This window comes from Rothia nasimurium, assembly GCF_004569295.1.
GTDB lineage: Bacteria > Actinomycetota > Actinomycetes > Actinomycetales > Micrococcaceae > Rothia > Rothia nasimurium_B.
Genome location: NZ_SPQC01000027.1, coordinates 1 through 15,352, shown reverse-complemented (window position 1 = coordinate 15,352; position 15,352 = coordinate 1). Strand labels below are relative to the sequence as shown.

Annotated in this window: 12 protein-coding genes and 1 pseudogene; 10 read left to right on the top strand and 3 right to left on the bottom strand. The window is 61.8% G+C overall.

Annotation, left to right across the window (positions count from 1 at the left end):
* Positions 1-3 precede the first annotated feature (3 nt).
* The 4 genes from tsaE (at position 4) to tsaD (ending at position 3,003) form a co-directional block, all read left to right on the top strand.
* Positions 4-612, top strand: a complete 609-nt coding sequence (tsaE, locus tag E4U03_RS13195; protein ID WP_135013050.1) for a tRNA (adenosine(37)-N6)-threonylcarbamoyltransferase complex ATPase subunit type 1 TsaE — start codon at positions 4-6, stop codon at positions 610-612.
* A gap of 90 nt (positions 613-702) precedes the next feature.
* The gene (gene tsaB / locus E4U03_RS08125) at positions 703-1,380 is read left to right on the top strand and encodes a tRNA (adenosine(37)-N6)-threonylcarbamoyltransferase complex dimerization subunit type 1 TsaB (RefSeq protein ID WP_135013049.1); all 678 of its coding nucleotides are present in this window, start codon (positions 703-705) and stop codon (positions 1,378-1,380) included.
* Complete coding sequence (gene rimI, locus E4U03_RS08120) at positions 1,380-1,907, top strand: ribosomal protein S18-alanine N-acetyltransferase (protein WP_135013048.1); 528 nt, start codon at positions 1,380-1,382, stop codon at positions 1,905-1,907. The genes tsaB and rimI overlap by 1 nt, the downstream gene beginning before the upstream one ends.
* Complete coding sequence (gene tsaD, locus E4U03_RS08115; protein WP_135013047.1) at positions 1,897-3,003, top strand: tRNA (adenosine(37)-N6)-threonylcarbamoyltransferase complex transferase subunit TsaD; 1,107 nt, start codon at positions 1,897-1,899, stop codon at positions 3,001-3,003. Before rimI ends, tsaD begins: the two co-directional genes overlap by 11 nt.
* 30 nt (positions 3,004-3,033) lie before the next feature.
* Here the strand turns inward: tsaD and E4U03_RS08110 are convergent.
* The 3 genes and pseudogenes from E4U03_RS08110 to E4U03_RS08100 form a co-directional block, all read right to left on the bottom strand.
* Positions 3,034-4,176: pseudogene (locus tag E4U03_RS08110) on the bottom strand (glutamate--cysteine ligase).
* A gap of 111 nt (positions 4,177-4,287) precedes the next feature.
* The gene (locus tag E4U03_RS08105; protein WP_167752363.1) at positions 4,288-5,568 is read right to left on the bottom strand and encodes a class I SAM-dependent methyltransferase; all 1,281 of its coding nucleotides are present in this window, start codon (positions 5,566-5,568) and stop codon (positions 4,288-4,290) included.
* Positions 5,569-5,577: 9 nt separating this feature from the next.
* A complete protein-coding gene (locus E4U03_RS08100) occupies positions 5,578-6,816 on the bottom strand; it encodes an MFS transporter (RefSeq protein ID WP_135013046.1) in 1,239 nt (412 codons plus the stop codon).
* Positions 6,817-7,085: 269 nt separating this feature from the next.
* Here E4U03_RS08100 and groES point away from each other — a divergent pair, with 269 nt between their 5' ends.
* The 6 genes from groES to E4U03_RS08070 all read left to right on the top strand — a co-directional run.
* Complete coding sequence (gene groES / locus E4U03_RS08095) at positions 7,086-7,373, top strand: co-chaperone GroES (RefSeq protein WP_135013045.1); 288 nt, start codon at positions 7,086-7,088, stop codon at positions 7,371-7,373.
* Between the two features lie 55 nt (positions 7,374-7,428).
* Complete coding sequence (groL, locus tag E4U03_RS08090; protein WP_135013044.1) at positions 7,429-9,024, top strand: chaperonin GroEL; 1,596 nt, start codon at positions 7,429-7,431, stop codon at positions 9,022-9,024.
* A gap of 214 nt (positions 9,025-9,238) precedes the next feature.
* Complete coding sequence (locus E4U03_RS08085; protein ID WP_135013043.1) at positions 9,239-11,407, top strand: acyltransferase family protein; 2,169 nt, start codon at positions 9,239-9,241, stop codon at positions 11,405-11,407.
* 174 nt (positions 11,408-11,581) lie between these two features.
* Entirely contained in the window at positions 11,582-13,099 is a 1,518-nt protein-coding gene (guaB, locus tag E4U03_RS08080) for an IMP dehydrogenase (RefSeq protein WP_135013042.1), read from the top strand.
* A 112-nt stretch (positions 13,100-13,211) separates the two neighbouring features.
* Positions 13,212-14,339, top strand: a complete 1,128-nt coding sequence (locus E4U03_RS08075; RefSeq protein WP_135013041.1) for a GuaB3 family IMP dehydrogenase-related protein — start codon at positions 13,212-13,214, stop codon at positions 14,337-14,339.
* An 89-nt stretch (positions 14,340-14,428) separates the two neighbouring features.
* A partial coding sequence (locus E4U03_RS08070; protein ID WP_135013040.1) for an SURF1 family cytochrome oxidase biogenesis protein occupies positions 14,429-15,352 on the top strand: 924 nt, incomplete at its 3' end.

Genomic DNA, 15,352 nt, shown 5'->3' with positions numbered 1-15,352 from the left:
ACCGTGACCGACCGCGTCCTTGACCTAGAAATCACCGGCCCCGAGCACACCCGCGCCATCGCCCTGGCCCTAGCCCCCCTCCTCACCGCGGGCGACGTCCTGATTCTCACCGGCGAACTGGGAGCCGGCAAAACCACCTTCACCCGCTCCCTCGGCGAAGGACTCGGCGTGCGTGAGGGCGTCATCTCACCCACCTTTGTCCTCTCCCGCGTCCACCCCAACCTACCCGATGGCCCCCGCCCCGGCGGGCCCGACCTCGTCCACGTTGACGCCTACCGACTCGCCAGCTCAGAAGAGCTCGACGATCTTGACCTGGAGTACTCCCTTGACCGGTCCGTCACCGTTATCGAATGGGGCCGAGACAAAGCCGAACACCTCTCAGAATCTATTCTCGATTTGGAATTTACCCGTGTGACAGGCGCAGACCTGGCTGAAACCGACCCCTACGCCCTCTACGCCCCGGGCAGCTGGGAAGAAGACGACGAAGACGAGGGAGCCCCCGAACCGCGCCGCCTCCGCCTCATCGGAAGCGGGCCCCGCTGGGAAAATGTTTGGGGTGAGCTGGTAGGGAACCTGAGTGGGATAAAGGGAGAACAGAGGGGAGGAACATAGGGGCCTTTGGAAGCACCGCGGGCTCGCAGTGAGCGCGAGCCCGGACGCCGAGTATCAAGCCTTTGAGCCTAAACACGCTAGACTGGTGGGGTGCTTATTCTTGCTCTTGACTCATCCGCTATTGCTTCTGTCGCCCTGGGGCGCTTAGACGGGCAGACCCTAACCCTGCTCGCTTCACGGTCAACCGAAGATACCCGCTCTCACGCCGAAGTGATGGCTCCCTTCGTCACCGAAGTATTGGCTGAAGCCGGAGTAACAGGTCAAGATATTGACGCTGTAATAACCGGTACCGGTCCCGGCCCCTTTACCGGCCTACGCGCCGGCATCGTCACCGCCCGTTCCCTGGCCTTTGCCTGGAACAAGCCCCTCTACGGAATCATGAGTCTTACCGCCCTCGCCGAACGTGCTGAAGGTGCCGTGCGAGCGTCCGGTCATACCCGTTTTCTAGTCGCATCAGATGCCCGCCGCAAGGAAATATACTCAGCTGTCTATGAACTGACCGAGAGCGGCTACCAGCTGGAGAGTGGCCCCACCGTCGGCCTGGCCAGCGAGGCCCCCGACCTGCCCGCCTACGGTTTTGGCACTTCCCTCTACCCCGAGGCACTGGACACCCAGCCCAGCTTTGAACACACCCAGCCGGACGCCGCCGCCCTGCTGGCAGCTGCCGCCCGCCTGGGTCTGACCAGCCTCAGCACCGATACGAGCGCTCTCTACCTGCGCGAATCTGATGCCAAGGTGCCCGCCGCCCGCAAGAAGGCCAGCGCCTAATGCTGCTCACCGACCTCCCCACACATCTTGCTGACGGGGCCCAAGCCAGGGAAATGACCCTGCACGACATCCCAGCCGTCCATACCCTAGAACTCGACCTCTTCCCGGCCGATGCCTGGCCCCTGGACATGTTTCTTGCCGAAATCACCCACGAAACCCGGGGATATGTCGTCCTGGAAATCCCTACAGAAACCGGTCCGCAGGTTATCGGCTATGCCGGGCTCATGAGCGTAGCCGACACCGCCGATGTGCAAACCATCGCCGTTGCCCCCGCCTACGAGGGGCGCGGCTACGGGCGAGCCCTACTCGATTTTCTGGCCGGAGAAGCAGCTGCCCGCGGTGCTGAACAGATACTACTGGAGGTACGCGCCGATAACCCCCGGGCCCAGGACCTCTACCTGAAAAACGGCTATCGGCAGATCCACGTGCGCCGCCGCTACTACAATGACGGGGTCGACGCCCTCATCATGCGCCGCGACCTCACCCAACAGACCGTCCCCCAAGGAGAAACCAGCCATGACCGCTAAAACCGAACCCCTGGTGCTGGGTATTGAGTCCTCCTGCGACGAAACTGGTATCGGCATTGTGCGGGGCTCAACCCTGCTGACCAACACAGTCTCATCCTCCATGAACGAGCACGTGCGCTTTGGCGGGGTCATCCCCGAGATTGCCTCCCGTGCCCACCTGGACGCCATGGTCCCGGCCCTTCAAGCAGCCCTGGACGAGGCCCAGGTCAGCTTGGACGATTTGGACGCTATTGCCGTGACCGCTGGCCCCGGCCTGGCTGGTGCCCTCATGGTGGGGGTCTCTGCCGCTAAAGCACTGGCCACCGCTACCGGCAAGCCCCTCTACGGTATCAACCACCTGGTTGCCCACGTGGGTGTGGGCCTGCTCGATGACTGCGGTATCGAGGGGCACACCGCTGATTTTTTGGACGGCCTGCCGAGTGAAGGAATTGGCGCCCTGCTGGTCTCCGGCGGGCATACCGAGATTCTGGCCGTGCGCGATATTACCGGGGATGTTGAGTTGCTGGGCGCGACTTTGGATGATGCCGCCGGCGAAGCCTACGACAAAGTGGCCCGTCTGCTGGGCCTGCCCTATCCGGGTGGGCCGGTAATTGACCGGGTTGCTGCGGACGGCAACGGGGCGGCTTTCGCCTTCCCCCGGGGCTTATCGACGCGCAAGTTTATGGGCGCCGCCGAAGAGCCCGGCCCCCACCGCTACGACTTTTCTTTCTCGGGTCTAAAGACCGCTGTCGCCCGCGTCGTCGAGGGATTTGAAGCTCGGGGCGAAGAGGTACCGGTTGCTGATATCGCGGCCTCCTTCCAGGAAGCTGTAGTCGATGTGATTACCAAGAAAGCTATGCTGGCCTGCACCGAACGCGGTATCACCACCCTGCTGTTGGGTGGGGGAGTGGCCGCTAACTCGCGCCTGCGCGAGCTGACTTCCCAGCGCTGTGCCGACCACGGTATCAAACTGGTGATTCCTCAGTTGAGCCTGTGCACCGATAATGGGGCCATGGTAGCGGCCTTGGGCGCTCGTCTGGTATCTGAGGGGCGGGTGCCGTCGGGAATTGACTTCACGGCAGACTCGTCCCTGCCCGTTACTAAGATTTCGCTCTAGCCGGGGCAGAAAGCACGGGCGGCTGAAGGTCTACAGCCCCTCGGTAGCTTGCGCGGTCAGGTCGTCCACCACAGCCTGCAGATTTCCGCCGTTTTCGGCGGCAACACGACGCTGACGCTGGTAGCCTGCCCCGGTCAGGCAGATACGCTCCACATCGGCCAGCTCAGTAGAGCAGCCCAGGTCAGAGGCAATACCCTCTAGCTTGTTCAGGAGCCCCAAGATATCTTCGGTGACCAGATGTTCGGTGTTCTGGTTATCGAGAATGACGATGGCCTCGGTGCCGTAGCGGGCGGCCCGCCACTTGTTTTCCTGCACATGCTAGGGCTTGAGAGGCTCAATCCGTTTGCCCGCATCGAGCTGGCGGGAGAACCACTCCACCAAGCACTGGGTAAAGGCGGTCAGAGCTGTGATGTCACGGATAGAGGCCAGCCCGTCATAGGCCCGCATTTCTACTGTGCCGTATTTGGGTACGGGGCGGACGTCCCACCGGTTCTCGCTGGGGTCGTCAATGACGCCGGTGACCACCAGGTCGTTGAGGTAGTCCTCGTAGTCTTCCCAGCGTTCGAAGGTGAAGGGCAGGCCCGAGGTGGGTAGCTGCTGGAAAATCTGGGCCCGCTGGGAGGCGAACCCGGTATCTTCCCCTTCCCAGAAGGGGGAGGACGCCGACAGGGCCAGCAGGTGGGGATAGAAGTTGGTGAGTCCGTTGAGTACCGGTAGGGCTTTATCTCGAGCAGTAACCCCGGTGTGCACGTGCACACCGTAGATGATTTGGCGGCGGCCCCAAAACTGGGAACGGTCGAGCACCCGCAGGTAGCGGTCTTTATCAACGACTTTTTGGTCCAGGGCCCGGGAGAAGGGGTGGGTGCCGGCGGAGAAGAAGGCTAGGCCCAGCTGGTCGGTGATGTCTTTCAGGACGCCGGTGGCCTGGGTGAGCTGGTCGGCGGCCTCCGCCGGGGTTCGGCAGATGCCGGTGACAAGCTCAACGGTGTTATTCAAAAATTCTCCGGTGATGTGGGCCCGGTCCGGGGCTGCTTCAAGAACCTGCGGGTGCTGTTCTTGCAGTAGCGCTAGCACTTCGTCTGCGCGGGATGCCAGTTCGCGGGTTTCGGGGTCGATGAGGGCGACCTCCCGTTCCACACCAATCGTGGACTGGTCTGAGGGGTGAAAAATCATGCGCTGGCTCCAGGGTCTCGGTGCGGTGCTGGTTCTATCTTAGGGGCAGGGGCTAGCGCAGAAGAATCCGGCTCATTCGTATGACGCCGCTGGTGAGATAGACGTAATAAACTAGGCTGGCTCAGCCCAGATGGCCAGGCGCTGGGAGGCTGCGCCCTCGCCCAACCGGGTCAGGATGAGAACGGCTTCTTTCGCGGCAGTTCCCTTTTTCTTTTTCACCCCGGCGAGTAGGGTTGCCCGGAGCTTTTCAGGAACCACATCGACTCCCCGCTTTTTGACGGTCAGGGCGGTAAGACCCTGCTCTTTGACCCAGCGGCGCAACTTTTTCTCGTTGAGGGGCAGAGTGCCCAGGACGCGGTAGGCCCGGCCCAGCGGGCTAGGGGCGGGGGAGTCTGAGGTCAGGTAGGCGATATTCTCATCAAGCAGAGTAGCCCCGATTTCTCTTGCGAAGTCTGCCACCAGGTGGGAGCGCACTACCGCGCCGTCGGGCTCAATCAGGTAAGCGCCCAGTTCAGTGACCTCAACCGGCTCTTCATCGGCTGAAGCCGCAAACGGAGAACTTATCTCACCCAGGACCTGCCGGGTAGCGGCGTCCGCCCCTAACACTGTAGCTGACCGGGCAATCCCGGGGCGGGCTAGGGCGTTGAACCAGAGCACCACCTCAACCACGGACCCGCCGTGGCTGACCCACTCGGCCTCCACCCCGTTTGGAATGGCCTCGTGGGGCAGACCCGGGCCTAGCTTGACTCCCATAGGAACACCGGTTGCCGCCAGCTTCTGCAGGAAGGAAAAGGGCGGGGAGAAAGCTTCGGGGTCAAGAAGACGGGAGGTGGTAGAGCCGCCTTCAATCTCTCGGCGGGCTGGGTCTAACCAGAGGGCGGTGACGCGCTCGCCGCTCACGGTGGTGAGTTTTTCGAGCTCAACCTGTTCTACATCGCCCACGAGCACCTGGGCTGCGGGGTAGGGGGAGAGGTTGTGGGCGGTGAGGGCTGCCGTAGCGGGGTCGAGCTCAACGGACGTCACCGCTAACCCTGCGCGGGCAAAGGCGAGGGAGTCTGCCCCCAGGCCGCAGCCTAAATCAGCAACTGAGGTACGTCCGGCCTCGACGAAGCGGGTGGCGTGGTGGTCGGCGACGGCGGCGCGGGTGGCCTGCTCATAGCCGGCCTCAGTGAAAAGCATGTGCGAGGCTTCTTCCCCGAACTTGGTAGCCCCCAGCGTGCGAAGACGGGCCTGGGTCAGCAGGGCTGATGAGTCCTCGGCGCTGATGCCCTGAGCCCGGAGCCTGGAGACCACCTGCAGGGAGTCAGCGGGGTTATAGGGGACGAGCTGGTCAAGGGTTGCTAGTTGGTCAGCTGAGAAAGGGTGGGCACCGGAGCGGGGGAAAGAGGTCATATATCTAGTTTAAAGGTTGGGGCGTGGCGCTTCGTCCTGCCCCTTATCTGCCCTTCTCCCCGTAGGCAGCTTCGTGATGGGCTGGGTCGCGAGCGCCCAGACAGCTCCGCCCAGGGCGCTAGAGCCGATGACGGTAAAGGCCACCGGGAGTGAAGAAATCAGCATGATGCTAGAGACTGCCAGGGGCCCTGCGACGATGGCGACCTGGGAGAACATGGACCAGATGGAGAGGAATTTGGCGCGTCCGACGTTGGGGGAGAGGTCGGCGCCGATGGTCATGTTGATGCCGGCGCCGAAGCCGTTGCCGATGGCCATTAGGGCTAGGCCTGTGATGAAGCCGTTGCCGATGGCCATTAGGGCTAGGCCTGTGATGAAGCCGGCGCCGAAAATGCTGAGGCAGAGGGCGAGGACGGCGGAGCGCCCTACTCGGTCTTTGAGGTAGCCTCCGGGGACCATGAGGACCATTTCGAGGGCTGATCCCAGGGCGATTGCTAGGGCGATGTGGGAGTCGTTCCACCCGAGGCGCAGGCCCCAGAGGGCGGCAATGATGGGCTGGGTGACACGGGCTACCGCTAGGGTGATGATGCCGAGGCCTGCGACCCAGACGGCGGGCCAGCGGACGGCTAGGGCGAGGTCTTCTTCGCTACGGTTTGAGCGGGCTGTGCTGGTGGCGGTGTCGAAACGTTGGTTGAGTTTGCGGATGCGCAGGCAGAGAGTGGCTGCGACGACGAGGGTGAGGGCGAAGATGAAGACTGTCCAGAGGGGGAGCCAGAGAAGGAGGAGGGCTGAGGCGAGGGGCCCGGCGAGGGCGCCTGCTCGTTGTGCGCCGCCGAGGGCGGTCATGGCTTTGCCGCGGTCTTGAGCAGAGACAGTTTCTGCTAGTACGGATTGCCGGGCGAGCCCCCAAGCGACGGTGGCTGGCACACGGGCAACGTGGGCGAAAAAGTAGAGCCATAGAGCTCCTGCCAGGGGTAGGGCGAGGGAGAGGGCTGAAAGAGTGAGGGCTCCAGAGGCGCTGAGGGTTGCCCAGGTCATGGCTCGTTTGTCGCCTACACGGTCGATGCCTGCCCCTACCGGGACGGTGCAGATGAGGGCGAGGACGCCCGCGGCAGCTACCAGCAGGGAGGCGAGTTCGGGTGAGGCTCCTAGCCTGATAGCTGCAATGATTTGGATGGGGACGACGGCCCCGAAGCCGGCGGTGAAGAGGAAGGAGGGGACAAGTACCGGCCAGAAGATGAGTTTGAGCATGTTTGCCTTTCTGCCGGGCTTGGGGGCTTTCACCCTGTATTTTATTGCACATCAGTGGTGATGCTGGTGGTGCGCTGTCTGCGAAACCGGCGCCTTATCTTGCCCGTAGGAGGCGAGGGGAATAAAGTTTTAGTTAGCACTTGACCGCTGACAGTGCTAAATCGGCAGCCGGTAGCACCGCGACGATACCTGGTATAGCCGCCTTAGCGCCCCCACGGTCACCCCCCATAAGTTTTACGCTGAGACCTCACTTGAAGGAGTACCTCACCATGGCTATCAAGCCCCTCGAAGACCGCATTGTCGTTCAGATCGTTGAAGCAGAGCAGACCACCGCATCGGGTCTGGTAATCCCCGATACCGCTAAGGAAAAGCCTCAGGAGGCTAAGGTTATCGCTGTTGGCCCCGGCCGCATCGACGACAAGGGCAACCGCATCCCCGTTGACGTAGCTGAAGGCGACGTCGTTATCTTCTCCAAGTACGGTGGCACCGAGGTTAAATACGGTGGCGCTGAGTACCTGATTCTGTCAGCCCGCGACGTACTGGCTGTCGTTTCCTAAGTTTTCGCTGTTTCTACCGAATACAACACGAAACACGAGAAAGAAGTAAGGATTCATGGCAAAACAGCTTGAATTCAATGATGATGCGCGTAAGCACCTGCAGGCAGGCGTCGATAAGCTTGCTAACGCTGTCAAGGTGACCCTGGGCCCCCGCGGCCGTAACGTGGTGCTTGATAAGCAGTGGGGCGCACCCATCATTACCAACGATGGTGTATCTATTGCCCGCGAGATTGAACTGGAAAACCCCTACGAAAACCTGGGTGCCCAGCTCGCTAAGGAAGTAGCCACCAAGACCAACGATGTTGCTGGCGACGGCACCACCACCGCAACCGTCCTGGCCCAGGCTCTGGTTTCTGAGGGCCTGCGTAACGTCACCTCGGGCGCTGCCCCCGGTGAGGTCAAGTACGGCATCGAGACCGCTACCAAGCTGGTGTCAGAGCGTCTTCTGACTAACGCCCGCGAGGTAACCGGCGAAGAGGTTGCTCACGTGGCAGCTATTTCTGCCCAGTCACCCCAGATTGGTGAGCTGCTCTCTGAGGCCTTCAGCAAGGTAGGCCAGGACGGCGTTATCACCATCGAGGACGGCTCCACCACCGAGATCGAGCTTGAAGTGACCGAGGGTATGCAGTTCGATAAGGGCTACCTCTCACCCTCCTTCGTCACCGACCCTGAGCGTGCTGAGGCGGTTCTCGAGAACACCGCAATCCTGCTCTACCAGGGCAAGATTTCCACCGTTGCTGAGATTATGCCCGTCCTCGAGAAGATTGTTCAGGCTAAGAAGCCCCTGACCATCATCGCTGAGGACGTGGACGGCGAAGCCCTCTCGACCCTGGTCGTTAACAAGCTGCGCGGTAACCTCGATGTCGTTGCTCTGAAGGCACCTGGTTTTGGTGACCGCCGTAAGGCAATCTTCCAGGACCTGGCTATCCTGACCGGCGGCACCGTCATTACCGGTGAACTGGGCATTTCCCTGGACGCCGTCACCCTGGACCAGCTCGGTTCAGCCCGCCGTGTGACCGTCACCAAGAACAACACCACCATCGTTGATGGCGGCGGCTCTTCCGAGGCTGTTGCTGAGCGCGTTGACCAGCTCCGCGCCGAAATTGAGCGCGTGGACTCCGAATGGGATCGCGAAAAGCTCAAGGAACGCCTGGCCAAGCTGGCCGGCGGCGTGGGCGTCATCAAGGTGGGTGCCGCTACTGAGGTTGAGGCCAAGGAACGCAAGCACCGCATCGAGGACGCTGTTTCCTCCACCCGTGCAGCACTCGAAGAGGGCATTGTCGCAGGTGGCGGTACTGCCCTGGTTCATTCTCTGGCAGCCCTGGAGGGCGTTGAGCTCGAATCCCGCGATGCCCAGGTGGGCGTAGACATCGTCCGCCGCGCCCTGGTTCAGCCCCTGCGCTGGATCGCGGAGAACGCTGGCGAGGACGGCTACGTGGTCACCTCCCGTGTGGCAGACATGCCCATCGGTCACGGCTTCAACGCCGCAACCGGTGAATACGAGGACCTCATCGCCCGCGGCGTCATCGACCCCGTCAAGGTCACCCGCTCAGCCCTGGAGAACGCAGCCTCCATCGCTGCCCTAGTGCTGACCACCGAGACCCTGGTTGTCGAAAAGCCCGAGGAGAATAACGAGGACGAGGCCAAGTAAGGCCCCGTTCCAAGGCTCCTGCCCCGGAGCCCTCTTCCGGGCACAGCACATCCTGCTCTTGCAGTGACTAACACTGTAAGGGCGGGATTTGCTTTTTAAAGCAAATTTTCAGTCACCGGGAGTAACATTTTTAACTTGGTGTCTTCCTGCCCGTTACCCCTCAGTAACCAATCTTCTGGCACCAGATAACCGTCAGCAAAGGAGGTAGACCGCAGTGCCCCGCCCAGCAAGCGAGACCAAACCAGCAGCCACCGGCACCATCGCAACCGTCACTCGTTCAGCAGAACGCGCCTGGCGCCCCGAGATTCAGGGGCTGCGTGCGCTTGCCCTCCTGCTGGTTGCCGCCTACCATTTCTGGTTTGGTCGTGTATCGGGCGGTGTCGATGTTTTTCTGCTGATTTCGGCGTTTTTGTTGACCGGCTCTTTTGCTCGCAAGATTGAGCAGGGCAAGCTGGTAGGGCCCGGCACCTGGTTCGGCGTAAAGACTCTGGTGGCCTATTGGGTTCATGTCTTTAAACGTCTCCTGCCCCTGGCGTCTATTACCGTTGTTCTGACCCTGCTGGGCACCTACTTCTTTATTCCGGCAGAGCGTTGGCTGTCGATTGCCGATGAGGCAAAGGCCGTGATTCTGTACCAGCACAATAACTGGTCGATTGAAAATGCGGTGGACTACTACGTGGCTGATACCTCTCTGGCCTCCCCCTTCCGTCACTTCTGGTCGCTATCGGTCCAGGGCCAAATCTATGTACTGTGGCCGGTGCTGATGGTTGCCCTCGCCCTGGTGCTGGGAAAGCGAATGAGGGGCTCTGCCCGCTGGGCTTTAAGCGGTGCCTTTGCAGCCGTCTTTGCGGTATCTCTGTCTCACTCGATTGAGGTTACTGCAGCCAACCAGCAGGCGGCCTATTTCGAAACCGAGGCCCGCCTGTGGGAATTCGCGCTGGGTTCTTTGGTAGCTCTCTGGCTGCCCGTCCTGAAATTACCGCCACTAGTGCGTGCGGTGTTGGGCTGGGTAGGCATTGCAGCTATTATCAGCTGCGGTTTCATTCTGGACGTCAACGGCACCTTCCCCGGTTATGTGGCGCTGTGGCCCACCCTGGCGGCCTCGCTCGTCATTATCGCCGGAGATACCGGAACCCGGTTTGGCCCCGAAAAACTCCTCACCGCCAAACCTCTGCTGGCTCTGGGAAGTTTCTCCTATGCTCTCTACCTGGTGCACTGGCCCATCCTCGTGTTCTACCTCGCTCAGACCCGCCAGGAAAAGGCTGGATTCTGGGCAGGGCTTGGCCTGCTTCTTCTCTCGGGCGTTATCGCCTGGGCCCTAACCCAGCTGGTCGAAAAGCCCCTGCGAGACTGGGCCCTGCCTAACCGGTCGGTATCTGCGGGCCTGCTCACCGGCCTCCTCTGCGTGAGCCTCGCTCTTGCTCCCTCCTACGCCTGGCAGTCCTCTATCTATCGCCAGGCTGAGCAGGCAGAAGCTAACCGCACCCTCAATAACGTGGGGGCAGCAGTGCTACAGCCCGACTACGAATACACAGGGGAAGAAGACGCCCCCGTCATCCCCATCCGTGCCGTGCTCGATGCGGACTGGGCTGACCTGGGCACAGCCTGCACTGATGTAACCCCCGAGCTGGCTGTTCCCGATTCTCTTGCCGGGGACTGCACCTACGTCGCCTACTCAGCCCAACCCAACCGAACCATCGTGGCTTGGGGCAACTCCCACATGCAGATGTGGATGACGGCCATGCGTCCGTTCGCCGAATCCCAGGGCTGGACGGTCATTGCCCTGACCCGCCCCGGCTGCTTCCTTGGTGAAACCGACAACACCACCTACGCTAGCGGGTTTGAGTGCGATACCTGGGCAGCAGACAGCGCTGCCTTCATTCAGGAACTTGCCCCCGATACCGTCCTGCTGCACGGCACCAAGTCAGAACCCAACCTGCCCGACACTCCTCTGCTCGATGCTGAAAGCCGTATCGCGGAACTTACCGGTGCAGGCATCCAGGTGCTGGGCCTGCGCGACACTCCGCGCATGGAAACCATGCACAAGGACTGCACGGACGCCTTCGGTACGGCGGACGACTGCGTCATGAGCCCCGGCCAGGACGTCACGGTCAACCCCCTCAGCTCTCTCGAAGAAACCTACCCGGGTTTTGCTGCCCTCAACCTCTCTGACCTGATTTGCCCCGAGAACTCCTGCCCGGCGTCCATCGGTAATATCTACACCTACTTCGACTACGACCACATCACTGCAACCTACATCGAAACCCTGGGCCCCTACTTCGACCCGCGCGTGCTCGAAGCCCTAGGAAAAGCCGATGCTAGCTCGCAGGCACGTACCCAACTAGTACCTGCCGGAAGCGCCCCCTACGAGGCTGTGGAATAGAAACGGCGGGGGAGGGGTTTCACTCAGTACGAACAGGGACAAAAGCCGTGATGTGAGCAAGCGGCAGTTAGCTGCCCGGGCCCTACGCTCGCACATCGGGGCTAACCCGACTAAGATTAAAACTAGTGTCGCTAAGCGCCCACCTGAACACCCCCGAAAGGTAGCGAACCCTTCATGACTACTCCCACTGCACTGAGCGAAGACCCCTTCGGCTTCACCGGCCTCACCTACGATGACGTGCTGCTCCTGCCCGGCAACACCGACGTCATCCCGTCAGATGCAGACACCACCACCCGCCTGACCAAACGCATCTCCATCGCCTCACCGATTATTTCGGCAGCGATGGACACCGTGACCGAGTCAGCCCTGGCTATCGCCATGGCTCGCCTGGGCGGTATGGGCGTGATTCATCGTAACCTTTCCATCGCTGATCAGGCCGACCACGTCGACCGCGTCAAGCGCAGCGAATCGGGCATGATTACTAACCCCGTGACCGTTGGCCCCGACGCCACCATCGCCGAGCTCGATGCCCTGTGCGGCCACTACAAGGTTTCCGGTCTGCCCGTCGTAGACGACGAGAACGTACTGGTCGGTATCATCACCAACCGCGACACCCGCTACCTGCCCGAGTCCACCTTTGAGACCACCCGCGTACGCAACATCATGACCAAGATGCCGCTCATTACCGGTCACGAGGGCATGAGCAAGGACGAAGCCTTCGCCCTGCTGGCAGAAAACAAGATTGAGAAGCTGCCCCTCATTGACGACGCAGGCAAGCTGACCGGCCTGATTACCGTCAAGGACTTCACCAAGAGCGAGCAGTACCCCCGCGCCACCAAGGACGAGGACGGCCGCCTGCGCGTTGGCGCTGCTATCGGCTTCTTCGGCGACGGCTACGAGCGCGCCATGACCCTGGTTGAGGCAGGCGTTGACGCCCTCTTCGTTGATACCGCTAACGGCCACTCCCAGGGCGTGCTCGATATGATTGTCCGCCTGAAGAAGGACCCCGCCGCAGCTCACGTTGATGTTGTGGGCGGCCAGGCTGCTACCCGCGCTGGCGCCCAGGCTATTATCGACGCCGGTGCCGACGCGGTCAAGGTCGGCGTTGGCCCCGGTTCCATCTGCACCACCCGCATTATCGCCGGTGTTGGCGTACCCCAGATTACCGCTATCAACGAGTCAGCTAAGGCTGCTATCCCCGCAGGCGTTCCCCTGATTGCGGACGGCGGTATGCAGCACTCCGGCGAAATCGGCAAGGCCCTGGTGGCTGGCGCAGATTCGGTGATGCTGGGCTCCCTGCTGGCAGGCACCGCTGAATCACCCGGCGATCTCATCTTCGTCAACGGTAAGCAGTTCAAGGCCTACCGCGGCATGGGCTCCCTGGGCGCTATGCAGTCCCGCGGCGGCAAGAAGTCCTTCTCTAAGGACCGCTACTTCCAGGCCGATGTGTCCTCCGAAGAGAAGCTGATTCCCGAGGGCATCGAGGGCCAGGTGCCCTACCGCGGCCCCCTGTCTTCCGTACTGCACCAGCTGGAAGGCGGTCTGCGTCAGACCATGTTCTACGTTGGTGCCCACACCGTTGAAGAACTCAAGAACAAGGGCCAGTTCGTGCGCATTACCTCAGCAGGTCTGAAAGAATCACACCCCCACGACATCACCATGACTGTCGAGGCCCCTAACTACCGTCGCTAAACTGTAGCGGCCAGCCCCGGTTCTCTCACCCCCTGCGGTGAGGGGCCGGGGCTTCCGAACGTTACCACGCTCGTTTGCACCAACCGGCCTACCACCGGTGAAAGGAAGATCCATGACCGACATCCAGATTGGTATGTCCAAGCGCGCCCGCCGCACCTACTCACTCGATGAAATCGCCCTGGTACCTACCCGCCGTACCCGCGATGCCCACGATGTGAACCTCAGCTGGCAGATTGACGCGTTCAAGTTCGACACCCCCATCATCGGTGCCCCCATGGACTCTGTGATGTCACCGGCTACCGCCATTGCCCTGGGCAAGCTCGGTGGGCTCGGCGTCCTCAACCTTGAGGGCCTGTGGACCCGCTACGAGGACCCCCAGCCCCTGCTCGCCGAAATCAACGCCCTGCCCGCTGACGATGCCCTCGCCGCCACCCGCCGCATGCAGGAAATCTACGCTGAGCCCATCAAAGTTGAGCTGATTACCGCCCGCCTGGCAGAAATCCGTGACTCGGGCGTCATTGTCGCCGGCTCACTGACCCCCCAGAACACCCAAGAGTTCTACCAGACCGTGGTCAAGGCTGGCGTTGACCTCTTCGTCATTCGCGGTGCTGCGGTCTCTGCCCAGCACGTTTCATCCCGCCGCGAGCCCCTTGATCTCAAGAAGTTCATCTACGAACTCGATGTCCCTGTCATGGTCGGTGGCGTGACCGGTTACACCCCGGCTATGCACCTGATGCGTACCGGCGCTGCCGGTGTGCTGGTAGGTTTCGGCGGCGGCGCTGCCCTGACCACCCGCCGCGGCCTGGGCATTCAGGCTGCCATGGCCACCGCGATTTCCGACGTTGCTGCTGCGCGTTCTGACTACCTGGACGAGTCCGGTGGCCGCTACGTGCACGTCATTGCGGACGGCTCCCTGGGCCGCTCCGGCGACATGGTCAAGGCACTGGCGATGGGCGCGGACGCCGTCATGATCGGCGCGCCCCTGGCCCGCGCAGCCGAGGCTCCCGGTGCCGGCTGGTGTTGGGGTAACGAAGCTCACTCAGCTGACTTCCCCCGTGGTATCCGCACCTACCAGGGCACCGTAGGCTCCCTGGAAGAGGTGCTCTACGGCCCCTCAGCCCACACCGACGGTAGCGCTAACCTGGTGGGCGCCCTCAAGCGAGCACTGGCAACCTGCGGTTACACCGACCTCAAGTCCTTCCAGCGCATCGATGTCAACGTCACCCCCTACGTCAAGTAGATAATGCTCCGGCCCCGTGTACCTAGCTTTCCTAGGCGCGCGGGGCTGACCTGCTTTCGTCCGCCCACCTCACGCTGAAAAGAGCAAACGTGCTAAAAACCGCCCTGACTCCCCGCTGGCTCCTTGGCTTGCTCCTGGTGCTGGCGCTGGCTAGCGGTTTTGTGATGCTCAGCAAATGGCAAATTAACGCCTCCACCCTGGGGCAGGTCACCGTAGACTCGGCTAAGGACGTGGTGCGCCCCTATAGTCAGGTTCTCCAGCCCCATGACCCGCTGAGCATGACCGAGGCCGATACAGTTGTGGAAGCTACCGGCAGCTACGTGCAGGGTTCCACCTACCTGGTAGAAAACAAGCTCAAAGACGGGGCTGAAGGCTACTGGCTGGTCAGCCTCTTTGTGCCCGATGACAGCCAGCAGGTCAGCACCAGCCTGGGGGAGGGGCCCCGCGGTATCGTGGTAGCCCGTGCCTGGACCCCCACCGCGGAGATTCCCGCTGAGCCCACCGGCACCGTGACCATCGCCGGGCGAGTTGTGGGTAACGACGCCCCGATTACCAGCAAGGACGTCAGCGAAGAGAACCGCGGGAAGGCCCGGGTGCTTGCCTCCGCCAACTCCTCTTACCTGACCAACGTCTGGAACGCTGCCCTCTTCAACGGCATCTTGACCCTCGACTCCGAAAGTAGCGGGGCTACCCCGCTCACCGACCAGGGCACCATCGCCGATACCGCAACCCTGCTCGATAGCAGCGGCGTCCTTCAGCCTATCCGCGCTGACCAGGTCACAGACGAAACCGTTGACTGGCTTAACATCTTCTACGCCCTTGAATGGCTGGTCTTTGCGGGCTTCGCCCTCTACCTCTGGTACCGCCTGCTCAAGGACTCGGTCGAAAAGACTACCGACCCCACCCTCTATTTCGAGTACGAGGGCGAATACTGGGTTGATGAGGCCACCGGCCGCCCCTACTACTGGGACCCGGCAGATCAGGCCTACTACTACTTTGATGATATTCCGGAC